Genomic DNA, 21,806 nt, shown 5'->3' with positions numbered 1-21,806 from the left:
GGGCTTCCTTCGGCAGGGTTCAGGGTCGAGTGGAGCAGAGGGGGCGGACAGGGGGACCGGACGGCGGTCAGGCAGGGGAGTGGGGGCCGTGCAGGGCCGCCGGGAGGACGACCTCGTCGAGCACCCGCCCGACCAGCTCGGGGGTGGCCGTGTCGCCCAGCAGAAAGACGCGGTGCAGGACGATGCCGGCGAGCGCCGGCGCCAGGACCGACAAGTCGACGTCGGGGTGCACCTCGCCACGCTCGCGGGCGCGCTCGTAGATGCCGCGGGAGGCCTCGATCTTGGGACCGATGAACTCGCGCCGGTACACCTCGGCGAACTCGGGGTCGCGGCCCATGGCGGTCACGACCGCGGCCAGGACGGACTGCGCCAGCGGGTCGTCGATGCCGCCGCTGCCGCAGTACGCCGCGAGCAGGTCGCCGCGGAGAGTGCCGGTGTCGGGCACGACGGGCTCGCCCTTCTGCGCCATGATCGCGGCGACCACGAGTTCCGGCTTGCCGCGCCACCGGCGGTACAGCGTGGCCTTCGAGGCCTTCGCACGGGCGGCGACGGCGTCCATGGTGAGCAGGTCGTAGCCGACGTCGGCCAGCACCTCGAGGGTCGCCTCGAGGATCTCCTGCTCGCGTTCGCCCGCCACGCGGGGGCGGGTGCCGGTCTCGGTCGGGGTCACGACGTCCTTCGGATAGATGGAACGGTACCGTTTCGTTTCGCTGCAACCCGACCGTAGCTCGGGATATTCCGATGGAACAAAGGAGTTTCATCCGGTCCAGACCAGTCGCAGCGGGGCCCGGCCGCCCACGGGGGCGCCGCCGTGTCGGTCGCGGACGGCAGACTGTGCCCATGAGCACCACCGACGAGCCCGTGGCCGCTGCCGCTCCGCCTGCCCCGCCCGAGGCCCGCGAGCGGCACCGTGCGCTCAGCGAGGAGATCGACGACGCCCGCTGGCGCTACTACGTCCTCGACGACCCGACCCTCGACGACGCCGACTTCGACCGTCGGTTGCGCGAGCTCGAGGCGCTCGAGGAGGACTATCCCGAGCTGCGCACGCCCGACTCGCCGACGCAGAAGGTCGGCGGCGCCGTGTCGACGGAGTTCACCGCGGTCGACCACCTCCAGCGGATGGAGAGCCTCGACAACGCGTTCTCCTACGAGGAGCTCCAGTCGTGGTACTCCCGCCTCGAGCGCGAGGGGCTGTCCTCGCCAGCGCTGCTGTGCGAGCTCAAGGTCGACGGCCTCGCCATCAACCTGCTCTACGAGGGCGGGCGCCTGGTCCGGGCGCTGACCCGGGGCGACGGGCGCACCGGGGAGGACGTGACTCCCAACGTCCGCACGATCGACTCCGTGCCGGACCGGCTCACCGGCACCGACGAGTTCCCGGTCCCCGACCTCCTCGAGGTGCGCGGAGAGGTGTTCCTCCCGGTCGAGGCCTTCGAGCGGCTCAACGTGTCGATGACCGAGGCGGGCCGCCCCGCGTTCGCCAACCCGCGCAACGCGGCGGCCGGCTCGCTGCGGCAGAAGGACCCCCGCGTCACCGCGACGCGTGCGCTGGGCATGGTCTGCCACGGGTTCGGCGAGCGCCGCGGGTTCGAGCCGCGTGCGCAGTCCGAGGCCTACGACGCGCTGGCCGCGTGGGGACTGCCGACCTCGGAGCAGGTCCAGGTCGTGTCGTCGCTCGCGGACGTGCAGGCCTACATCGAGCGGGCGGGCGAGCAGCGCCACACCCTGGTGCCCTACGAGATCGACGGCGTCGTGGTGAAGGTCGACGACGTGACGCTCCAGCGGCGCATGGGGTCGACCTCGCGCGCCCCGCGATGGGCGATCGCCTTCAAGTACCCGCCCGAGGAGGTCAACGCCAAGCTCCTCGCCATCGACGTGCAGGTCGGGCGCACCGGCCGGGTCTCGCCGTTCGGGGTGATGGAGCCGACCCGCGTCGCCGGGTCCACGGTCGAGAAGGCCACCTTGCACAACGCCCACGAGGTGCGCCGCAAGGACGTACGACCGGGCGACACCGTCGTCCTGCGCAAGGCCGGTGACGTCATCCCCGAGATCGTCGGGCCCGTGCTCGCCCTGCGACCCGACGACCTGCCCGAGTGGGTGATGCCCACCGAGTGCCCGGCCTGCGGCACCACCCTGGCGCAGCAGAAGGAGGGCGACCGCGACCTGCGCTGCCTCAACCACGAGGCGTGTCCGGCACAGGTGCGCGAGCGCGTCTTCCACGTGGCCGGCCGCGGTGCGTTCGACATCGAGGGCCTCGGCTACGAGGCGGCGTCGGCGCTGCTCGCGTCGGGCGCCATCACCAACGAGGGCGACGTCTTCGACCTCGACGCCGACAAGCTGCTGGCGACGCCGCTGTTCACCCGCGCCGCCAAGAAGGGCGAGGAGGGACCGCACGTGTCCGCCGACGGCTCACGGGCGCTCACGGCGAACGCCCAGAAGCTGCTCGGCAACCTCGACAAGGCCACGGGCGCGGCGCTGTGGCGGGTGCTGGTGGCCTTGTCGATCCGCCACGTCGGTCCCACCGCTGCTCGTGCCCTGGCGCAGGAGTTCGGCTCGTGGGAGGCGATCCAGGCGGCATCGGAGGCGGAGCTCGCCGCGACCGAGGGGGTGGGCCCGACCATCGCCGCCGCCGTCGTCGAGTGGCGCGAGGTCCCCTGGCACCAGGAGATCGTGGCGAAGTGGTCACGGCACCTCGCCATGGCGGACGAGCGCGACGAGACCGTCGCCCGCACCCTCGAGGGCCTGACGATCGTGGCCACCGGCTCCCTCGAGCACTACACGCGCGACTCGGTCAAGGAGGCGATCATCAGCCGCGGGGGCAAGGCGGCGAGCTCGGTGTCGAAGAAGACCGACTTCGTCGTCGTCGGCGACAACGCCGGGTCCAAGGCCGACAAGGCCGAGCAGCTCGGCGTACGCATCCTCGACGAGGAGCAGTTCACCGTGCTGCTCGAGCAGGGTCCCGAGGCGCTGGCGGTCGACGGCGGGTAGCGCCCGAGGTTTGGGAGGCGCAGGATGAGGCGAGAAGCACCTGCACGACCAACTTCTGGAGTCCACCATGCGTCTCGTCCCCTCGCTCGTGCCCGCTCTCGTCGCCGCCGTCGGCTTGGGGGCGCCCGCCCTGGTCCCGGCGGCCCAGGCCACCGCTCCCACCTGCGCCGGCCTGCGGGCGACCGTGGTCGGCAACGACCGGCCCAACACCCTGACCGGGACACCCCGGCGCGACGTGGTCGTGGCCCGCGGCGGCAACGACACCATCCGCGGCCTCGGCGGCAACGACGTGATCTGCGGCGGGGAGGGGGCCGACACCATCCTCGGCGGGGATGGCAACGACCGCCTGTGGGGGGAGGCGGACTCGCTGCGCGTCGACAGGTTCGGCCGCACGGTCAAGACCGGTGACACGATCTCGGGTGGCGCCGGCGACGACACCATCGACCTCGGCCACGACCCGCGCCCCGCGGGCGAGGGGACCCGGGTCCTCCTGGACGGCGTGACCTACGCCAACGCCCCGGCCGCGGTGGTCGTGGACTTCCGTGCCGCCGCCACGGTCCCGATCGCGGCGGAGGGCAACGACACGGTGACCGGCTACAACGGCGGCATCCGGCTCTTCGGCTCGCCGCTCGGCGACACCGTCAAGGGCACCAACGCCGACGACGCGATCTTCGGGCGCGGCGGCGACGACACGATCTTCGGGCGTGGCGGAGACGACCTGCTCGGCGCCGACTCCTCGGGCACGGTCGGCAACGACCGGCTCTACGGCGAGGCCGGTGACGACAGGCTGAGCGGGGTCGTCGGGATCGACTCCTTCGTCGGCGGCACCGGCGAGGACGTGCTGACCTCCACCTCCGAGTCCCACCAGTCCTTCCGCGGTGGCGGCGGCATCGACACCATCACGTTCCCGATCCCGGTCGAGTCCGGCTTCGTGGCCAAGGGTCACGGCGGCCAGGACAAGCTGCGCCTGCTGCCCAGCTCCAACCCGGCGCTGAAGCCGACCGTGCGCATCGACCAGCTGAGGAAGACGACGATCCGCGACCTCCAGCCCTACACGCTCGAGGGCAAGATCACCGGCTTCAGCGACGTCCTGCTGCCCGCGCGCACGCTGTCGATCTTCAAGGGGAGCAACGACTCCGAGGTGATCACCGCCAGCCCCGACCACCGCGCGATGATCTACGGCCGCGGCGGCGCGGACGTGATGACCGGGTCCAGCCAGCCCGACCGCCTCGACGGCGGGAAGGGCTTCGACATCGCCCGCGGCCGCGGCGGCAACGACACCTGCAAGGCGGCGGAGAAGCGCTCGAGCTGCTGAGCAGCGGGCTGCCGGACGGAGCCGTCGCCGGTCTCCGGCGACCGCTCTCCTAGGATTGCGCCATGCCCGAGATCACTCGCGAGGAGGTGGCCCACCTGGCCACGCTCGCCCGCATCGACCTCTCCGACGCCGAGCTCGACCACCTGGCACCCCAGCTGAGCGTGATCTTGGAGTCGGTGGCCTCGATCACCGGCGTCGCCGGGGACGACGTGCCGCCCACCTCGCACGCGATCCCGCTGACCAACGTGTTCCGCGAGGACGTCGTGGTCCCGGGCCTCACCGCCGAGGAGGCCCTGTCGGGTGCCCCGGCCGTCGAGGACCAGCGCTTCTCCGTCCCGCGGATCCTGGACGAGGAGGCCTGATGAGCGCCGCGTCCGACCTCGTGCGCAGCACCGCAGCCGCCATGGCCGCCGACCTCGCCTCCGGTGAGGTCACCTCGACCCAGCTGACCGAGGCCCACCTCGACCGCATCGACGAGGTCGACGGTCCGGTCCACGCCTTCCTCCACGTCGACCGGGAGGGCGCGCTCGCCCAGGCGGCGGAGTCCGACGCCCGCCGGAGCCGCGGCGAGGCACGCGGCCCGCTCGACGGCGTACCGATCGCGGTCAAGGACGTGCTGACCACGCGCGGCCTGCCGACCACGTGCGGGTCGAAGATCCTCGAGGGCTGGGTGCCGCCCTACGACGCGACAGTCGTGACGCGCCTGCGCGAGGCCGGCCTGCCGATCCTCGGCAAGACCAACATGGACGAGTTCGCCATGGGCTCCTCCACCGAGCACTCCGCCTACGGGCCGACCCGCAACCCCTGGGACCTCGACCGGATCCCCGGCGGCTCCGGCGGCGGCTCGGCCGCGGCCGTGGCGGCGTTCGAGGCGCCGCTCGCGCTCGGCACCGACACCGGCGGCTCGATCCGCCAGCCCGGCGCCGTGACCGGCACCGTCGGCGTCAAGCCGACCTACGGCGGCGTGTCCCGCTACGGGCTGGTGGCGCTGGCCAACAGCCTCGACCAGGCCGGTCCGGTCACCCGGACCGTGCGCGACGCCGCGATGCTGCACGACGTCATCGGCGGCCACGACCCGCGCGACTCGACGTCGATCCGGCAGGACTGGCCCTCGTTCACCGAGGCCGCCGCAGCCGGTGCTGCCGGCGACATGGCCGGTGTGCGGGTCGGCATCATCACCGAGCTGGCCGGCGAGGGCTGGCAGCCCGGCGTGATGCAGCGCTTCCAGGAGTCCGTCGAGCTGCTCGTGCAGGCGGGCGCGGAGGTCGTCGAGGTCTCCTGCCCGTCCTTCGTGCACGCGCTCGCGACCTACTACCTCATCCTGCCCGCCGAGGCCTCCAGCAATCTCGCGAAGTTCGACGCGATGCGCTACGGCCTGCGGGTGGTGCCCCGGCCCGACGCCAGCGCCGAGGAGGTCATGCGGGCCACGCGCGACGCGGGCTTCGGCGACGAGGTGAAGCGCCGCATCATCCTCGGCACCTACGCGCTGTCCAGCGGGTACTACGACGCCTACTACGGCCAGGCCCAGAAGATCCGCACGCTCATCAGCCGCGACTTCGACGCCGCCTTCGCCAGCGTCGACGTCCTCGTGTCGCCGACGGCGCCGACCACCGCCTTCCGGCTGGGGGAGAAGCTCGACGACCCGATGGCGATGTACCTCAACGACCTGGCCACCATCCCGGCGAACCTCGCGGGCGTCCCGGGCATCTCGGTGCCCAACGGGCTGGCCGAGGAGGACGGGCTGCCCAGCGGGTTCCAGGTCCTCGCGCCCGCCCTCGCCGACGACCGCGTCTACCGCGTCGGTGCCGCGCTGGAGGCCCTGCACGAGAAGCAGTGGGGCGGCCCGCTGCTCGACCGCGCGCCCGAACTGGAGCTGACCCGATGACCGAGACCCTGATGCCCTTCGACGACGTGCTGGCGGCGTACGACCCCGCCCTCGGCCTCGAGGTGCACGTCGAGCTCAACACCGCCTCGAAGATGTTCTGCGGCTGCCCCGCCGTGTTCGGCGGCGAGCCCAACGCCGGCGTCTGCCCGACATGCCTGGGCCTTCCCGGCGCGATGCCCGTGGTCAACGGCAAGGCGGTGGAGTCGGCGATCCGCATCGGGCTGGCGCTCAACTGCCAGATCGCCGAGTGGTGCCGGTTTGCGCGCAAGAACTACTTCTACCCGGACATGCCGAAGAACTTCCAGACCTCGCAGTACGACGAGCCGATCTGCTTCGACGGGTGGATGGACGTCGACGTGGACGGCGAGACGTTCCGCGTGGAGATCGAGCGCGCCCACATGGAGGAGGACACCGGCAAGTCGCTGCACGTGGGCGGCGCCACCGGGCGCATCCACGGCGCCGACCACTCGCTGGTCGACTACAACCGTGCCGGCATCCCGCTGATCGAGATCGTCACCCGTCCGATCCTGGGTGCGGGGGAGCGGGCGCCCGAGGTCGCCAGGGCGTACGTCGCCCAGCTGCGCGAGCTGATCGTGGCGCTCGGCGTCTCCGAGGCCCGGATGGACCAGGGCAACCTGCGCGCCGACGTGAACCTGTCGCTGGCGCCGAAGGGCAGCGGCGTCCTCGGCACGCGCACCGAGACCAAGAACGTCAACTCCTTCCGCTCGGTCGAGCGGGCGGTGCGCTTCGAGATGCAGCGCCACGCCGCGATCCTCAGCGGCGGCGGCTCGATCCTGCAGGAGACGCGGCACTGGCACGAGGACACCGGCATCACCACCAGCGGCCGGGAGAAGTCCGACGCCGAGGACTACCGCTACTTCCCCGAGCCCGACCTGGTGCCGGTCGCGCCGAGCCGCGAGTGGGTCGAGGAGCTGCGCGGGACGCTTCCGGAGAACCCGACCGTGCGCCGCGCGCGGCTGCAGGCCGAGTGGGGCTTCAGCGACCTCGAGATGCGCGACACCGTCGGCGCCGGGGCGCTCGGCCTGGTCGAGGAGACCATCGCCGAGGGCGCCGCGCCGCAGGCGGCCCGCAAGTGGTGGCTGGGCGAGCTGGCCCGGCGCAGCAACGAGGACGGCGTCGACCTCGTCGACCTGCCCATCACGCCCGCCGACGTGGCCCGGATCCAGGCGCTCGTCGAGGACAGGACGGTCAACGACAAGCTCGCCCGTCAGGTGTTCGAGGGCGTGCTCGCCGGTGAGGGAACGCCGGACGAGGTCGTGGAGAAGCGCGGACTCGCCGTCGTCTCCGACGACGGTGCCCTCGGCGCCGCCGTCGACAACGCCATCGCGGCCAACCCCGACGTCGCCGCCAAGATCCGCGACGGCAAGGTCGCCGCCGCCGGCGCGCTCATCGGCGCGGTGATGAAGGAGATGCGCGGCCAGGCCGACGCCGGGCGCGTGCGAGAGCTGATCTTGGAGAAGCTCGCGGTCTAGACAACTTGTTAGGCTGCGTGCGAGTCACATTGGTCACATCACCAACCAACGCTCGCACCTGACAGGGGACGGACGGCCCGGCCGCCGGTCGCCACGCCCGCCCCCTCGCGAGCGGGAAGGAAGTCATGCACCATCGCATTCGACCCATCCGAACGGCCGCGGTCGCCCTGTCGACCGTGGCGCTCGGCGCCGGCGTGCTCGCCGCACCGCCCGCGTCCGCCGAGCCGACGCCGGCACTGCGTGCCGCGAAGGCGGCGACGACCACTGACAGCACTCCCTCGACGATCGCCGCCGAGTGGATCGCCGGCGAGCTCAGCAACGGCTTGATGCTCGGGACGTCCGGTCCGGACTTCGGCCTGACCATCGACACCGGCCTGGCGCTCGCGACCGTCGCCGGGCAGGGCGGCACCGTCACGGCGATCAACAACTCCCTCGAGCCCCGTATCGCCGAGTACGTCGGTGACGGGACCAAGGAGTCCTACGCAGGTCCGCTGGCCAAGGCTGCGGCGTTCGCCCGCACCGCCAAGAAGAACCCCACCAGCTACGGCGGCATCAACCTGATCGCCCGGCTCGAGGAGCGCACCGCCAACGTCCCGGCCGACCCGGCCGCCGAGCCGCAGGCCGCGGCCTTCGCGGGCAGGATCTTCGACAAGTCGGAGTTCGGCAACTACGCCAACGTCGTCGGCCAGTCCTACGCCGTGCGCGCCCTGTCGCTGGCCAACTCCGCGGAGGCGGGCGCGGCCCGCGACTTCCTGCTCAAGCAGCAGTGCGCCTCGGGCTACTTCCGGCTCAACTTCGACAAGGCCGACGTGCCCAACCAGTCGTGCACCGAAGGCGTGGCGGGCAGCGAGGCCGACCCGGACGCCACCGCTCTCGCGGTGATCAACCTGGTCGAGTCCGGCGACAAGAGCGCCGCTGTCCAGGGCGCCCTGGCCAAGGCGGGCACGTGGCTGGCCGCGCGCCAGCGTGGCAGCGGCGCGATCCGCAGCGCGGGCGCCGGAGCCCAGATCAACACCAACTCCACGGCGCTGGGCGGTTACGCCCTGGGCCTGCTCAAGAACCGCGACGCAGCGCTCAAGGCAGCCCTGTGGGTGCGCAAGAACCAGCCGGTCGACAAGTACAAGTGCCGCACCGCGCTGACCAAGGACACCGGCGCCGTGGCCTACCGCAAGGACCGGGCCAAGGCAGCCATCACCACCGGCATCTCTGCCGGCGCCCGTGACGAGTGGCGCCGAGCCACCGCTCAGGCGATCCTCGGTCTCCAGTTCGCCCCGGCGAGCAAGGACGACCTGAAGATCGTGTCCGTCAAGCGCGAGGCGCGTGCCGGCGATCGGGTGCAGTTCCGAGTCTTCGGTCTGGCGGCCAGCGAGAGCGCCTGCATGCAGGTCAAGGGCGACTTCCTGCGCGTCAAGGGCAAGAAGTCGGGCGAGATGATCGTGCGCAAGCTCCAGCTCCCGGCGGGCAACCAGCGCCGGGTCGGGCTCGTCAAGACCTCGGACGACGAGGCGCGTACGTCGCTCCGGGTCCGCAACTGACCCACTCGCACCACCCGCAGCAAGCACCCTTCGGCCCGGCGTCCACGACGCCGGGCCGAAGTGCGTCCGGCGCCGGCCCGGGGTTACGCTTCGCACGCCGCGCCCGACCGGGTCGGCACCACACACGCCCGAGCTGGGGAAAGCCGGTCCGAATCCGGCGCTGACCCGCAACCGTGGGCACGGGAGGGATCCCGTGCGAGCCGGAACACCCGCCTCGACGCGTCTTGACCACCATCGCTGTCGAGGAATGCAGCGGGGCGAACTGGTGCACGCCGCTTCCCTCGCTGTCGCAGCGAGGGAAGGACCCATGAAGCTCTCCCTGCTCCGCGGACCCGCCTCCGGGCTCGCGCTGGCCGTCGCCACGACGGTCCTGGCCCAGCCGCTGCTGGCCGCGCCGGCGGGTGCCGCCACCGGCGACCCCGCTCCCGCCCCTGCCCGGACGGGCACCGGATGGCTCGCCACCCAGCTGACCGACGGCATCATCGTCAACAGCGGCTACGACGACGTCGGCATGACCATGGACATCGGACTGACCATGGACGAGGTCGGCGGCGACCAGGCGCTCGTCCGCCAGATCCGGTCCGCCGTCTCCTCGCGGGTCCAGTCGTACGCGGCGCCGTCGGCCACGGAGCGCTACGCCGGCTCCCTGGCGAAGTCGCTCGTCTTCGCCCAGGCGTCCGGCGCGAACCCCCGCGACTTCGGCGGGCTCGACCTGGTCGCGGAGACCGAGGCCCGCGTGCTCGCCTCCGGCCCCAGCGCCGGGCGTCTGCAGGACCTGTCCGAGTACGGCGACTACTCCAACACCTTCGGGCAGGCGCTCGCCGCCCGTGGTCTGTCCGCGGCCGGGTCCCCGCGGGCCCAGGCCGTCACCGACTTCCTGCTCGAGCAGCAGTGCTCCTCGGGCTACTTCCGGATCTTCTTCACCGGCAGTCCCGACGCCGAGGCGCAGTCCTGTGTGGAGGGCGCCGGCGACAGCGGCACCGACACCGACGCGACCGCGTTCGCGGTGAGTCAGCTCGCCGCCATCTCGCCGCGTCCGGCGAAGGTCGATGCGGCCATCGAGCGTGCCGCTGCCTGGCTCGTCGCCAACCAGCGCGCCGACGGCTCCTTCATCGGCAGCGCGTTCACCCCCGACCCGAACGCCAACAGCACCGGCCTCGCCGCCAGCGCGCTGGCCACCACCGGTCGCTGTACCCAGGCCGGCAAGGCCGCCGAGTGGGTCGCGGCGCGTCAGGTGGGTCCCCAGCCGAGCGGATCGGTCCTGGCGGGCGAGGAGGGCGCGATCGCCTACTCCGACGAGATGCTCGCCCGGGCGCAGGACGAGGGCATCACCGACGGCATCCGCCCGACCTGGTGGCGTACGTCCGTCCAGGCGGTCGCGGGCCTGTCCCACCTGCTCGGTTCCGTCGCCGCGCTGAAGGTCACCTCCACCGGCACGGAGCCGGGACAGGCCGTGACACTCACCGCCACGGGAGCGCAGACCGGCGAGCGCTTCTGCCTCACCGGTCCCGGCATCGCCGGCACCCGCTCCGTGGCCGTGGCCAGCGACGGCACGCTCCGCGCGAACGTCACGCTGCCCGCGGCGGCCGGCCCGGCGACGTACACGCTGACCGGTCGTGACGGCGCGGTGACCCACACGGTCGCCGTCCGGTCGGCCTCCGCCCCCACCTCCGGTGCCGCCTCCGTCGCCGGCGTCCGACTCGTCGGCCCGTCCGGGTTCCGCGAGGCCGGCAGCAAGGCGACCCTCGACGTCCTGGGCGCGGCCGCAGGGGCGCGCTTCGTGCTGCGGGGTCCCGGCGTCGCCGACGTCACCGTGGTCGCCGGCTCCGACGGCGCCCTGACCCGCTCCGTCGCCCTCCCGCAGGCCACCACGACCGCGACGTACGTCCTGGTCGGCTCCGACGGCCAGGTCGGCGACCAGGTGCGAGTGCTGGGCCGGAAGAAGCTGAAGGTGTCCGCGCTGGCGGCGAAGGGCCCGCGCGAGCGCATCCTGGTGCGTGGCCTGGCGGCTCGCGAGCGGGTGCGCCTGCTCGTGCGTGGAACGGTGCTGGCCAACGGCCGCGCCGACCGCAAGGGCCGGTTCGTGACCCGCGTCGCGCTGCCCGCCGGCGCGCGCAAGGTCAGGCTCAAGGCGGTCGGTCAGTTCCCCGCCCTGCGCTCCGGCACGACGACCGTGACGCGATGACGACCGACGCCATGCGCCGGGTGCTCACCCTGCTCGTCCTGCTGGTGGCCGGCCAGGGGTTCGTCTTCGGGTCGTCCCCGGCGGCGGGCGCGGCCACCTGCGCGTCCTCGGGTGGCGTCAGCGTCGTCGTCGACTTCCGCGAGCTCGGTGGCAGCACCATCACCGCCTGCTCCGCCGACGGGGGCGGCCGGAGCGCTGCCGCGATCTTCGACTCCGTCGGCGTCGACCTGTCGTACGCGACCCGGCAGGCCGGGTTCGTGTGCCGCGTCGAGGGCGTCCCCCTGAGCGACCCGTGCGTCAACACCTCGCCGGCCAACGCCTACTGGGGTCTGTGGTGGGCCAACGGCTCCTCGGCGTCGTGGACCTACTCCTCCTACGGGGTGCAGTCGCTGACCGTCCCGGCCGGCGGATCCGTGGCGTTCTCGTGGCAGCAGGACCGCACGGCCGGCAGCAACGTGCCTCCCGGTGTCGCGCCGCCGGTGACCAAGACCTCGGCCCCGAGCCCCACCTCGACGCCGACCTCGTCCACGTCGCCGACGCCCTCACCCAGCGCGTCCCCGTCGACGCAGGGCAACGGCTCCACGGGCGGCAACGGCAACGGCAACGGCAACGGCGGCTCCGCCGGTGGCGACGGTGGGTCGGGTGACGGGCCCGGCGCGACCGACGGCTCCGGCAGCGGGACCGGCAACGGCGCCGGCGACTCGGGCGAATCGACGGGCGGCCGCGGTGCGGGCAGCACGGGAGACACCGACGCGCCCTCGTCCGGCGCCAGCCCGAGCGCGTCCGGCTCGCCGTCGGCGTCGGCGTCGGCGCCCGCCGCCCCGTCCGAGTCGCCTGTCGCGACTGAGTCGCCCAGCGACTCAAGGACGAAGAGCGGGAGGAAGCAGCGCTCCCGCGCGGTTGAGTCTCCTGGAGACTCAACCGCGAGCGACGGCGCGGCCGAGGCTGATTCCGGCTCTGAGTCGCCCAGCGACTCAAGCGCGAGCGCGCCCGCGGGCGCCGATGCGCCCACCCCCGCAGGCGAGCCCGCTCGGGTCCCCGCGGCCGTGACGTGGGGCGTCGTCGCGCTGCTCGGCGTCGCGATCGCGGTCGGCGGCGTCGTGGCGCGTCGCAGACGGGGGGTCTGACGCGCCGTGGCGGGACCGGTCGGGACCCTCACGGGACTGCCGCGTGACCTGCACCCGATCGCCTGGTGGTCCTGGGCGATCGGGCTGGCCACCGCGGCGTCCCTGACCACCAACCCGCTGCTGCTGCTCCTCATCATGGGGTCGGCAGCGGTGGTGGTCATGTCCCGGCGCTCGGGTCACCCGTTCGGTCGCTCGTTCCGCCTCTACGTCCTGCTCGCCGCGCTGACCGTCGTCCTCAGGGTGGTCTTCCGGATCGTCTTCGGGGGCCAGGAGGTCGGGCACGTGCTGCTCGACCTGCCGGAGGTGCCGCTGCCCGACGTCGCCGCCGGCATCCGGCTCCTGGGTCCGGTGACCAGCGAGGCGCTGCTGGCCGGGCTCTACGACGGCCTGCGGCTCGCCGCCATCATCCTCTGCGTCGGGGCGGCGAACTCACTGGCCAACCCCAAGCGCCTGCTCGCATCGGTGCCGCCGGCGCTGTACGAGATCGGGACCGCGCTCGTCGTGGCCGTGACCGTGTTCGCCCAGCTCGCCGACAGCGCCCGCCGGGTCCGTGCCGCGCAAGCCCTGCGGGGCGGGGCGACCACCGGTGTCGCGCGCCTGCGCCGATTCCTGGTCCCGGTCCTCGAGGACGCCCTGGAGCGCTCCCTGGCCCTGGCCGCGGGCATGGACACCCGCGGCTACGGCCGCTCCGGCGGTGCGACCAGGCGGGAGCGGTGGGTGACCGGCTCCCTGCTGCTGCTCGCCCTCACCGGCATCTGCGTGGGCACGTACGCCTGGCTGGACCCCACGGCACCGCGCGTGCTGGCCCTGCCGATGCTCGGGGCCGGCGTCGCGGTCGCCGTGCTCGGCCTCGTCAGCGCCGGCCGTCGGGTCCAACGCACCCGCTACCGCCCCGACCCGTGGCGGGCCCCGGAGCTGGCGACGGTCGGCGTCGGCCTCGCTGTGGCCGTGCTGGGCTGGTACGTCGCCCACACGCAGGGCGTCGTGGCGTACCCCGGCGTCGACACGGCTCCCTACCTCTCGCCGCTGGCCCTGGCCGTCGGCGTCCTCGGCACCGTGCCGGCCGTGGCCACCCCCGTCCCGGCCAGCGCCCTCGCGCAGCGGCAGGTGGCGACGTGATCGAGCTGCGCGACATCAGCCTGCGCTACGACCAGCACGAGGTGCTGAGCCACGTCGACTTGACCCTCGAGGAGGGCGAGCTCGTCCTCGTCTCCGGCCGCACCGGCGTCGGCAAGTCCACCCTGCTCGGCGTGGTGACCGGGCTGGTGCCCCGGTTCACCGGCGGTGTGCTCACCGGAGACGTCGTCCTCGACGGCGTGAGCATCGTCGAGCAGCCGCCCCGCGAGCGGGCGCACCTGGTCGGCTACGTCGGCCAGGACCCCCTCGCGGGCTTCGTGGCCGACACGGTGGAGGAGGAGCTCGCCTACGGGATGGAGCAGCACGGCACCGCCCCGGAGACCATGCGCCGGCGCGTCGAGGAGACTCTCGACCTGCTCGGCATCGCCGACCTGCGCGCCCGGGACCTGCGCACGCTCTCCGGGGGCCAGCAGCAGCGCGTCGCCATCGGCTCGGTGCTGACCACCCACCCGCGGCTGCTCGTGCTCGACGAGCCCACCTCCGCCCTCGACCCGACCGCCGCCGAGGACGTGCTGGCGACCATCACCAGGCTGGTACACGACCTGGGCCTGACCGTCCTCCTGGCCGAGCACCGCCTCGAGCGGGTCGTGCCGTTCGCGGACCGGATCTGCCTGGTCACCGGCGACGGTGGCATCCGGGTCGACACGCCCGCCCGGGTGCTCGCGCACTCACCGGTCGCCCCGCCGCTGGTCGAGCTCGGCCGGCTCGCCGGATGGGACCCGCTGCCGCTCACCGTCCGCGACGCCCGGCGCCACGCTCGCTCCCTGCCCGACCTCACCGCCCCCGCCGCCACGCCCCCGCCCGCCGCCGAGCCGCTGCTGGCTGCGCGCGCGGTCACGGTCGTCCACGGCACCCACCCGGCGGTCCGCGAGGTCGACCTGACGCTCTCCGCGGGGCGGGTCACCGTGCTCATGGGCCGCAACGGGTCCGGCAAGTCCAGCCTCATCTGGGCTCTCCAGGGCTCCGGGAAGCGACGCTCCGGCTCCGTCCACGTCGGGGGCGACGACCCGGCCGCGCTCGCGCCCGCCCGACGGCGTACGCGCGTCGGGCTGGTGCCGCAGACCGCCGCCGACCTGCTCTACCTCGAGACGGTCGCCGAGGAGTGCGCCGCGGCGGACGCAGGCGCCGAGGCGACACCAGGCACCTGTCGCGGGCTGCTCGACCGCCTGGCGCCCGGCATCGACGAGGCGATCCACCCGCGCGACCTGTCCGAGGGCCAACGGCTCGCGCTCGCCCTGTCGATCATCCTGACCGCCCGCCCGCCGGTCGTCCTGCTCGACGAGCCCACGCGCGGACTGGACTACGCCGGCAAGGCGGAGCTGGCGCGGATCGTGGCCGACCTCGCCGCTGAGGGCCGCGCCATCCTGCTCGCCACGCACGACGTGGAGTTCGCGGCGCACGTCGCCGACGAGGTCGTCGTGATGGCGGAGGGGGAGATCGTCTCCAGCGGGCCGCCGCGCCGCGTGCTGGCGGAGTCGCCGTCGTTCGCCCCGCAGGTGACCAAGGTGCTGGGCGCGCCCTGGCTGGTCGTCGAGGAAGTGTCCGCGGCCCTGTCCGAGGCGGAAGAGGTGCAGCAGTGAGCACCCTCGAGCGCCCCGGACGGCCCGCCCCGGACGTCGCCGTCCCGATCGGGCCCCGCACCGCGGCGGTCCTCGCCGTCGCCTCGCTCGCCGGCCTGATGATGCTGTGCTGGCCCCTGCTGCTCGACGCCCAGCCCGGCGCCCGGGTCGAGCCGCCGTTCCTGTTCCTGGCCCTCCTCCCGCTCGTGATCGTCGTCGTCCTGGCCGAGATGGGGGAGGGCGGGATGGACTCGCGCGTGCTGGCCGTCCTCGGGGTGCTGTCGGCCATCAACGCCGTGATGCGCGGGCTCGGCGCGGGCACGGCCGGCATCGAGATGGTGTTCTTCCTGCTCGTGCTGGGCGGGCGCGTGTTCGGCGCCGGCTTCGGCTTCGCGCTGGGGTGCACGTCCCTGTTCGCCTCCGCGCTGCTCACCGCGGGCGTGGGACCGTGGCTGCCGTTCCAGATGATCTGCGCCGCCTGGGTCGGGATGGGCGCGGGACTGCTGCCCCGCCGGGTCGGGGGTCGGGCCGAGATCGCGATGCTGGTCGTCTACGCGGTCGTCGCGTCCTACCTCTACGGGCTGCTGATGAACCTCAGCTTCTGGCCGTTCACGCTCGGCATCGTCGTGCCCGGTCACGAGGGCTCGCTGGCCTACGTCGCCGGCGCGCCGGTCCTGGAGAACGCACACCGATTCCTCGTCTACACGCTGCTCACCTCGACGGGCGGCTGGGACACCGGTCGGGCGATCACCACCGGCGTGGCGATCGTGGTCCTCGGCCCGGCGATCCTCACCACGCTGCGCCGCGCCGCCCGCCGCGCCGTCGTACGACCCGGCTGAGGCCACCCGCCACCTCGTCGCCCACGACTCGTCACCGAGACGTCGTCGTGCGGCCAGCGCGAGCCGACACCCTCTGGGGACGTGGAGACCTCTCGGCGGGTACTGCTCAAGGGCGGCCTCGTCGCCGCCGGCGCGACCTTCCTTCCCGGCATGACCGGTCCGCCGATCGACCTGCGGCCGAGCGCTGCGGCCCAGACCCCGCTGGAGAACCCGTTCAGCCTGGGTGTGGCGAGCGGCGACCCGTCCCCGGACGGGTTCGTGCTGTGGACCCGCCTCGCCCGGCTGCCGCTCGACGACGACGGGCTCGGCGGGATGGGGCAGTCCGTGCGCGAGGTCCGGTGGCAGGTCGCCACCGACCCGCGGTTCCGGCGGGTGGTGCGCCGCGGCGTCGTCGCGACCGGCCCCGACCAGGGGTACTCGGTGCACCTCGAGCCCAGCGGCCTGGAGCCGGACCGCGAGCACTGGTACCGATTCCGTCTCGGCCGGCACCTCTCACCCGTCGGCCGCACCCGTACGGCGCCCCGTGCCGCCTCGTCGCCCTCGGCGCTGTCCGTGGCGTTCGCGTCGTGCGCCCAGTGGGAGCACGGCTACTTCACCGCGTACCGGCGGATGGCCGAGGACGAGCCGGACCTCGTGCTGCACCTGGGTGACTACCTCTACGAGTACGACCCCGGCTTCGAGCCGGCGCGCAGCGGCAACGTGCGCCACCACGAGGGCCCGGAGACGGTGACGCTCGCGGACTACCGCCGGCGGCATGCGCAGTACAAGACCGACCCCGACCTGCAGCTGCTGCACGCCACGGCGCCGTGGGTCGCCGTCTTCGACGACCACGAGCTGACCGACAACTGGGCCGACGACAGCCCGGGGCCGTCCACCGTCTCCGGTGCGTTCGACCAGCGCCGGGCGGCCGCGCTGCGCGCCTACTGGGAGAACATGCCGCTGCGCCGCTCGGCGTACCCCCAGGGCCCGCGGATGACGGCGCACCGCCGCTTCGGGTGGGGTGGGCTGGCCACGTTCCACATGCTCGACACCCGCCAGTACCGCGACCCGCAGGCGTGCGGCGACGACGGCGGCGCGATGGGCACCTGCGAGGAGACGTGGGACCCGGCCCGGTCGATCCTCGGGGCGACGCAGGAGGCGTGGCTCGCCGAAGGCATGCGTACGTCGAGCGCGACGTGGGACCTGCTCGGCCAGCAGGTGCCGTTCGGGCGCCTCGAGTTGGGGCCCGTCGCGATCGGGCGGCTGTCGATGGACACCTGGGACGGCTACCCCAGCTGCCGCGACCGGGTCCTCGCGGCGATGCGCGATGCCGCCAACCCGGTCGTGCTCACCGGCGACGTGCACGACGCCTTCGCGACCGAGGTCTGGAGCGACCACGAGGACCCGGACTCCGTGGCGGTGCCCGAGCTGATCTGCACGTCGGTGACCTCCAACGGCGACGGTGAGGACTCGCCCGACGGCAGCTACAAGTGGGCCCGCACCAACCCGCAGGTGAAGTTCTGGAACGACCTTCGCGGCTACGTCAGCCTCCGCCTCACCGGCGAGGAGCTGACCGCGGACTTCCGCAGCCTGCCCTACGTGCGCGAGGGCGGAGCGCCGGCGTTCACGCGGGCCTCGTTCGCGGTCGAGGCGGGCTCGCCGCGGCTGCACCAGACAGCCGCCCTGCCACTTGCGGAGCTGTGAGGCACCGGACTCACGGCTGCACCAGGAGGATCCGGTCGTCGGCGGCGGTCGGGGTGCCGCGACCGTCCCGGTTGGACGTGGTCAGCCAGAGCCGGCCGTCGGGCGCGGTCACGACGGTGCGCAGGCGGCCGTAGTCCTCGGTGAGGAACGCCGTGGGTCGTGAGGCCCTGCCAGCGGCGGAGACCTCGACCCGCCACAGCCGCTGACCGCGCAGACCCGCCATGTAGAGGTGCCCGTCGGCGTACGCCAGTCCGCTCGGCGACGCCTGCTCGACCGGCCACACCAGCTGGGGGTCGACGAACTGCGGGCCGCCGCCGCTGCCCTCGACCTCGGGCCAACCGTAGTTGCCGCCCTTCTCGACGAGATTGAGCTCGTCCCAGTCGGAGTCGCCGAACTCCGAGGCCCAGAGCCGGCCCTCGTCGTCCCACGCCAGCCCCTGGACGTTGCGGTGGCCCAGCGACCAGACGGGGGAGTCGGCGTCGGGGTTGCCCGGCGCGGGGTCGCCGTCCGGGGTGATCCGCAGGATCTTCCCGGCGAGGCTGTCGGGGTCCTGGGCGAGCGCGGGGTCACCGGTCTCGCCCGTGGTGACGTAGAGGTGGCCGTCCGGCCCGAACGCGATGCGGCCGCCGTCGTGGATGAAGCCGGCCGGGATCCCGTCCAGGACGACCGTCGGCTCGCCGAGCTCGCTGCCGTCGAGCTCGGCGCGGATGACGCGGTTGTCCGAGCCGGTGGTGACGTAGAAGAACAACGTCCGGTCGGTGGCGAAGTCCGGGGAGACGGCAACGCCGAGGAGCCCGGCCTCGCCCTGCGGTGCCGTCGAGCTGATCGCACCGAGCTCGGCGAGAGCGCCGTCCTTGGTGACCTGCAGGACGCGTCCGGCCATCCGCTCGGTCACCACGGCGGCGCCGCCGGGCAGGAAGTCGACGCCCCACGGGACCTCGAGCTTGTCGACGAGGGTGCGCACCACCTTCGGGTCGCCGCTCGCGTCCCCGCGGGGTTCATCTGTCGGGCTCCCGGTCGGATCACCGGCGGAGGTGCTGGGGGTCGGCTGGCTGGGCTGGTCGGTCGGCTGGGTGGTGCGCGGGATCGGCGCCTCTGTCGTGCTCGAGCAGCCGGTGGCCGCGCCGAGGGCGAGCGCCAGCGAGGCGAGGACCCGTCGCGATGTCATGTCGCGATTGTGCCCGGTGCCGCCGAACGCGCGGAGGCCGTCCGGCCGGGCGGCTCGCCGGGCGCCGATCCGGAGCGGGTCGCCCCGATGGAGGCTGCCACCACGCAGCCGATGGCCAGCCACTGGACTGGGGACAGGTGCTCGTCGAGCAGCACGATCGCGGCCAGAGCGGCTGCGGCCGGCTCGAGGCTCATCAGGATCCCGAAGACCGCGGGCCGCAGGCTGCGCAGCGCCACGAGCTCGCAGCTGTAGGGGATGACCGAGCTCAGCAGGCCGACGAGCGCGCCGATAAGGAGGATGCGGCCGTCCCACAGGGACGTACCGGCCGTGACCAGAGCGGGGAGCGCCATCGCGGCGGCGGCGGCGACGCTCGCGACCGCGAGGCCGTCGAACCCGGCCCAGCGCCGTCCGGTGCTGGCGCTGAGCAGGATGTACGCCGCCCACGCGAGGCCGGCCAGCAGGGCGTACCCGACGCCGAGCAGGTCCAGCCCTGCCCGCTGGAAGCCGAGCAGCGCGACGCCGAGACCGGCGAGCAGCACCCACACCAGGTCGCGGGCGCGCCGCGAGCCGACGACGGCGAGGGTGAGCGGACCGATGAACTCGATCGTCACCGCGATCCCCAGCGGGATGCGGGAGAACGACTGGTAGATGGCCCAGTTCATCGTCGCGAGGCTTAGACCGAAGCCCAGCACGACCGCCCAGTCCTGGCGGCTGCGCCCCGCGAGCCGCGGACGGGCGAGCGCGGCCAGGACGAGGGCGCTGGTGACCAGCCGCAGCCACACCATGGCGGTGGGGGAGATCTCGCCGAAGAGGCCTTTCGCGATCGCGGCGCCGGCCTGCACCGACAGGATGCCGATCAGGACCAGACCTACGGGTCCGAGCACGGCACGGCTCGGGTGGTCGCTCACGCGGCCAGCCTATTCAGCCGGTGAGGTCGTCGCTGAGTCGGTCGAGTGCGCGCCGGGCGTGCCGGCTCTCCGCGGCGAAGTAGTCCAGGCCCCAGTCTGCGACGAGCGAGGGGAAGCGGAACGGCTCGCCCGGCCGGTCGGCGCCCCGCAGGGCCTCGCGGACCTCGGCGAGGTCGGTGGCGGCCCGGTCGAGCTCGTCGAGGTAGTCGTGCAGCATCTGCGTCGTCTGCTCGGGGTCGCTGACGTGTGCGATGAGGAGGCGGAGGAGGACCGTGTGCTTGAGCACCGGAAACCCCGCGGGGGTGCCGGCCATCCACTCGCGCAGCGCCTCCTGCCCGGCGTCGGTGATGGCGTACGTCGTCACCTCGCGCGCCCCGTCGGCAGTGGCCTTCGCCGCGACCAGGCCGCGGTCGGTGAGCCGGCGCAGCTCGGAGTAGATCTGGCTCATGGCAGGGGAGACCCAGTAGAAGCGCAGCGTGATGTCGGCGCGCTGCTTGATCTCGTACCCCGTCAGCTCGTCGCCGAAGGTGAGGAGCCCGAGGATCGCGTAGCCGGTCACCGGAAGGTCTTGACGCATGTCCCCTGCAGAGTAGTGTTCCTAATCGGAATAGTCACGCTGCCGCCGGTCCGGGAGGTCCCGATGTCGCGCACCCTGCTCATGGTCGGAACCCGCAAGGGGATGTGGCTCGGCACCTCCGACGAGTCCCGCACCACGTGGAAGTGGACCGGTCCGCACTTCCCGATGGAGGAGGTCTACTCCGTCATGGCCGACGTGCGCGGTGACAGGCCTCGCCTGCTGGCCGGCGCGTCGTCGAGCTGGCTCGGCCCGCAGGTCTGGCGCTCCGACGACCTGGGCGCGTCGTGGGACGAGACGCCGAACGGGGCTGTGCGCTTTCCCGAGGACACCGGCGCCACGGTGGCTCGCGTGTGGCAGCTGCAGCCGGGCTTCGAGGACGACGTGGTGTGGGCCGGGACCGAGCCCGGCGCCGTCTTCCGCTCCACCGATCGCGGCGAGACGTTCTCCCTCGTGCGTGGCCTGTGGGACCACCCCCACCGGCCCGAGTGGGACGCAGGCTTCGGCGGTCAGGCCTTCCACACGATCCTGCCCGATCCCCGCGACGGCCAGCACGTGCTGGCCGCCCTCTCGACCGGGGGCGTCTACGCGACCGCCGACGGCGGTGAGTCGTGGAAGCCGTCCAACTCCGGCATCAAGGCGGAGTTCTTCCCCGGGGAGCGCAACTACCCCGAGTTCGGCCAGTGCGTGCACAAGGTCGCGCGCGACGCCGCCGACCCCGACCGGCTCTACCTGCAGAACCACGGCGGGGTCTACCGCTCCGACGACGGGGGTGCCTCCTGGCAGGACATCGCGCCCGGTCTCCCCACCGAGTTCGGCTTCGCGATCGTGGCGCATCCCCACCGCGCCGACACGGCGTACAACTTCCCCATCACGGGCGCCGAGGCGCGCTGGCCCGTCGACGGCAGGGCCCGCGTCTACCGCACGACCGACGCCGGCTCCTCCTGGGAGCCGCTGGGGGACGGCGTCCTGCCGGACGGCTACTACACCGCCGTGATGCGCGACGCCATGTGCGTCGACGACCACGACCCGGCCGGGCTCTACTTCGGCGGCCGCAACGGTGGCGTCTGGGCCTCGCCCGACGAGGGCCAGACCTGGCGGGAGATCCACAAGGACCTCCCCGACGTCCTCGTCGTCCGGGCCGCCCGCATCGACTGATCCTCCCGCCGATCACATCCGGCTGGCTGTGGCCGGAGTGTCGCCAGAGCCCCCTGCGCCGGCCACCGGCGCATCCAGTTGCGCTTGAGTCTCTCAGCGACTCAGAGCCGAGTGTCGGCCGCTGGTCCGCCCGGTCCACCCATGCGCCGCCAACCGTTGCGCTTGAGTCGGTGAGCGACTCAAGCGCAACAGGCGGGGCCGGGGCGGGCGCGTGCGGCGGCGGGGCGGGCCACGAACCGTCCACATGTCCGCCGC

General features: G+C 73.3%; 17 protein-coding genes and 1 riboswitch. Of the genes, 13 read left to right on the top strand and 4 right to left on the bottom strand.

Annotation, left to right across the window (positions count from 1 at the left end; all coding sequences use genetic code 11):
* Positions 1 to 67: 67 nt before the first annotated feature.
* On the bottom strand, positions 68 to 670 hold the full coding sequence (locus J3P41_RS03010) for a TetR/AcrR family transcriptional regulator (RefSeq protein ID WP_210648754.1): 603 nt from the start codon (positions 668 to 670) through the stop codon (positions 68 to 70).
* Positions 671 to 840: 170 nt separating this feature from the next.
* Here J3P41_RS03010 and ligA point away from each other — a divergent pair, with 170 nt between their 5' ends.
* From ligA to J3P41_RS02950, 12 genes are all read left to right on the top strand, one after another.
* On the top strand, positions 841 to 2,985 hold the full coding sequence (gene ligA, locus J3P41_RS03005; RefSeq protein ID WP_210648753.1) for an NAD-dependent DNA ligase LigA: 2,145 nt from the start codon (positions 841 to 843) through the stop codon (positions 2,983 to 2,985).
* 67 nt (positions 2,986 to 3,052) lie between these two features.
* Positions 3,053 to 4,300 carry a calcium-binding protein gene (locus J3P41_RS03000; RefSeq protein WP_210648752.1) on the top strand — a complete coding sequence of 416 codons (1,248 nt, stop codon included), beginning with the start codon at positions 3,053 to 3,055 and terminating at the stop codon, positions 4,298 to 4,300.
* A gap of 62 nt (positions 4,301 to 4,362) precedes the next feature.
* Positions 4,363 to 4,662 (top strand): Asp-tRNA(Asn)/Glu-tRNA(Gln) amidotransferase subunit GatC, encoded by a 300-nt coding sequence (gatC, locus tag J3P41_RS02995; protein ID WP_210648751.1) that lies wholly within the window; start codon positions 4,363 to 4,365, stop codon positions 4,660 to 4,662.
* Positions 4,662 to 6,185, top strand: coding sequence for an Asp-tRNA(Asn)/Glu-tRNA(Gln) amidotransferase subunit GatA (gatA, locus tag J3P41_RS02990; RefSeq protein WP_210648750.1), 1,524 nt, complete (start codon positions 4,662 to 4,664; stop codon positions 6,183 to 6,185). The genes gatC and gatA overlap by 1 nt, the downstream gene beginning before the upstream one ends.
* Positions 6,182 to 7,678: an Asp-tRNA(Asn)/Glu-tRNA(Gln) amidotransferase subunit GatB gene (gene gatB / locus J3P41_RS02985; protein WP_210648749.1), complete on the top strand. Its 1,497-nt coding sequence runs from the start codon at positions 6,182 to 6,184 to the stop codon at positions 7,676 to 7,678. The genes gatA and gatB overlap by 4 nt, the downstream gene beginning before the upstream one ends.
* 125 nt (positions 7,679 to 7,803) lie before the next feature.
* Positions 7,804 to 9,213, top strand: coding sequence for a prenyltransferase/squalene oxidase repeat-containing protein (locus J3P41_RS02980; protein WP_210648748.1), 1,410 nt, complete (start codon positions 7,804 to 7,806; stop codon positions 9,211 to 9,213).
* A gap of 109 nt (positions 9,214 to 9,322) precedes the next feature.
* Positions 9,323 to 9,428: riboswitch (cobalamin riboswitch) on the top strand.
* A 92-nt stretch (positions 9,429 to 9,520) separates the two neighbouring features.
* Positions 9,521 to 11,398, top strand: a complete 1,878-nt coding sequence (locus tag J3P41_RS02975; protein WP_210648747.1) for a prenyltransferase/squalene oxidase repeat-containing protein — start codon at positions 9,521 to 9,523, stop codon at positions 11,396 to 11,398.
* The gene (locus J3P41_RS02970) at positions 11,395 to 12,525 is read left to right on the top strand and encodes a hypothetical protein (RefSeq protein WP_210648746.1); all 1,131 of its coding nucleotides are present in this window, start codon (positions 11,395 to 11,397) and stop codon (positions 12,523 to 12,525) included. The genes J3P41_RS02975 and J3P41_RS02970 overlap by 4 nt, the downstream gene beginning before the upstream one ends.
* Before the next feature lie 6 nt (positions 12,526 to 12,531).
* Positions 12,532 to 13,644, top strand: a complete 1,113-nt coding sequence (locus tag J3P41_RS02965) for an energy-coupling factor transporter transmembrane component T (protein WP_210648745.1) — start codon at positions 12,532 to 12,534, stop codon at positions 13,642 to 13,644.
* Positions 13,641 to 15,242, top strand: a complete 1,602-nt coding sequence (locus tag J3P41_RS02960) for an ABC transporter ATP-binding protein (protein ID WP_210648744.1) — start codon at positions 13,641 to 13,643, stop codon at positions 15,240 to 15,242. Before J3P41_RS02965 ends, J3P41_RS02960 begins: the two co-directional genes overlap by 4 nt.
* Positions 15,239 to 16,060: an ECF transporter S component gene (locus J3P41_RS02955; RefSeq protein WP_374192863.1), complete on the top strand. Its 822-nt coding sequence runs from the start codon at positions 15,239 to 15,241 to the stop codon at positions 16,058 to 16,060. The genes J3P41_RS02960 and J3P41_RS02955 overlap by 4 nt, the downstream gene beginning before the upstream one ends.
* Before the next feature lie 81 nt (positions 16,061 to 16,141).
* On the top strand, positions 16,142 to 17,743 hold the full coding sequence (locus J3P41_RS02950) for an alkaline phosphatase D family protein (RefSeq protein WP_307861800.1): 1,602 nt from the start codon (positions 16,142 to 16,144) through the stop codon (positions 17,741 to 17,743).
* Between the two features lie 10 nt (positions 17,744 to 17,753).
* On the opposite strand, the gene J3P41_RS02945 is transcribed toward J3P41_RS02950, so the two are convergent.
* The 3 genes from J3P41_RS02945 to J3P41_RS02935 are packed head-to-tail and all read right to left on the bottom strand — an operon-like array spanning position 17,754 to position 20,396.
* Positions 17,754 to 18,911 (bottom strand): sorbosone dehydrogenase family protein, encoded by a 1,158-nt coding sequence (locus J3P41_RS02945; protein WP_210648743.1) that lies wholly within the window; start codon positions 18,909 to 18,911, stop codon positions 17,754 to 17,756.
* Positions 18,908 to 19,819 (bottom strand): DMT family transporter, encoded by a 912-nt coding sequence (locus tag J3P41_RS02940; RefSeq protein WP_210648742.1) that lies wholly within the window; start codon positions 19,817 to 19,819, stop codon positions 18,908 to 18,910. Before J3P41_RS02940 ends, J3P41_RS02945 begins: the two co-directional genes overlap by 4 nt.
* Positions 19,820 to 19,832: 13 nt before the next feature.
* Positions 19,833 to 20,396 (bottom strand): PadR family transcriptional regulator, encoded by a 564-nt coding sequence (locus J3P41_RS02935; RefSeq protein WP_210648741.1) that lies wholly within the window; start codon positions 20,394 to 20,396, stop codon positions 19,833 to 19,835.
* 63 nt (positions 20,397 to 20,459) lie between these two features.
* On the opposite strand from J3P41_RS02935, the gene J3P41_RS02930 reads away from it, so the two are divergent.
* Entirely contained in the window at positions 20,460 to 21,551 is a 1,092-nt protein-coding gene (locus tag J3P41_RS02930; RefSeq protein ID WP_210648740.1) for an exo-alpha-sialidase, read from the top strand.
* Positions 21,552 to 21,806 lie beyond the last annotated feature (255 nt).

The sequence above is a fragment of the Nocardioides sp. SYSU D00065 genome, from assembly GCF_017916425.1.
Lineage (GTDB): Bacteria > Actinomycetota > Actinomycetes > Propionibacteriales > Nocardioidaceae > Nocardioides.
This window is presented reverse-complemented; position numbering and strand designations above follow the sequence as displayed.

Bases quoted from the DNA above. Each gene is read 5' to 3' on its own strand.
- J3P41_RS02980 (WP_210648748.1), top strand. From the start codon at position 7,804: ATGCACCATCGCATTCGACCCATCCGAACGGCCGCGGTCGCCCTGTCG.
- gatB (WP_210648749.1), top strand. From the start codon at position 6,182: ATGACCGAGACCCTGATGCCCTTCGACGACGTGCTGGCGGCGTACGAC.
- J3P41_RS02975 (WP_210648747.1), top strand. From the start codon at position 9,521: ATGAAGCTCTCCCTGCTCCGCGGACCCGCCTCCGGGCTCGCGCTGGCC.
- J3P41_RS02945 (WP_210648743.1), bottom strand. From the start codon at position 18,911: ATGACATCGCGACGGGTCCTCGCCTCGCTGGCGCTCGCCCTCGGCGCG.
- J3P41_RS02930 (WP_210648740.1), top strand. From the start codon at position 20,460: ATGTCGCGCACCCTGCTCATGGTCGGAACCCGCAAGGGGATGTGGCTC.
- J3P41_RS03000 (WP_210648752.1), top strand. From the start codon at position 3,053: ATGCGTCTCGTCCCCTCGCTCGTGCCCGCTCTCGTCGCCGCCGTCGGC.
- J3P41_RS02970 (WP_210648746.1), top strand. From the start codon at position 11,395: ATGACGACCGACGCCATGCGCCGGGTGCTCACCCTGCTCGTCCTGCTG.
- ligA (WP_210648753.1), top strand. From the start codon at position 841: ATGAGCACCACCGACGAGCCCGTGGCCGCTGCCGCTCCGCCTGCCCCG.
- gatC (WP_210648751.1), top strand. From the start codon at position 4,363: ATGCCCGAGATCACTCGCGAGGAGGTGGCCCACCTGGCCACGCTCGCC.
- J3P41_RS02935 (WP_210648741.1), bottom strand. From the start codon at position 20,396: ATGCGTCAAGACCTTCCGGTGACCGGCTACGCGATCCTCGGGCTCCTC.
- gatA (WP_210648750.1), top strand. From the start codon at position 4,662: ATGAGCGCCGCGTCCGACCTCGTGCGCAGCACCGCAGCCGCCATGGCC.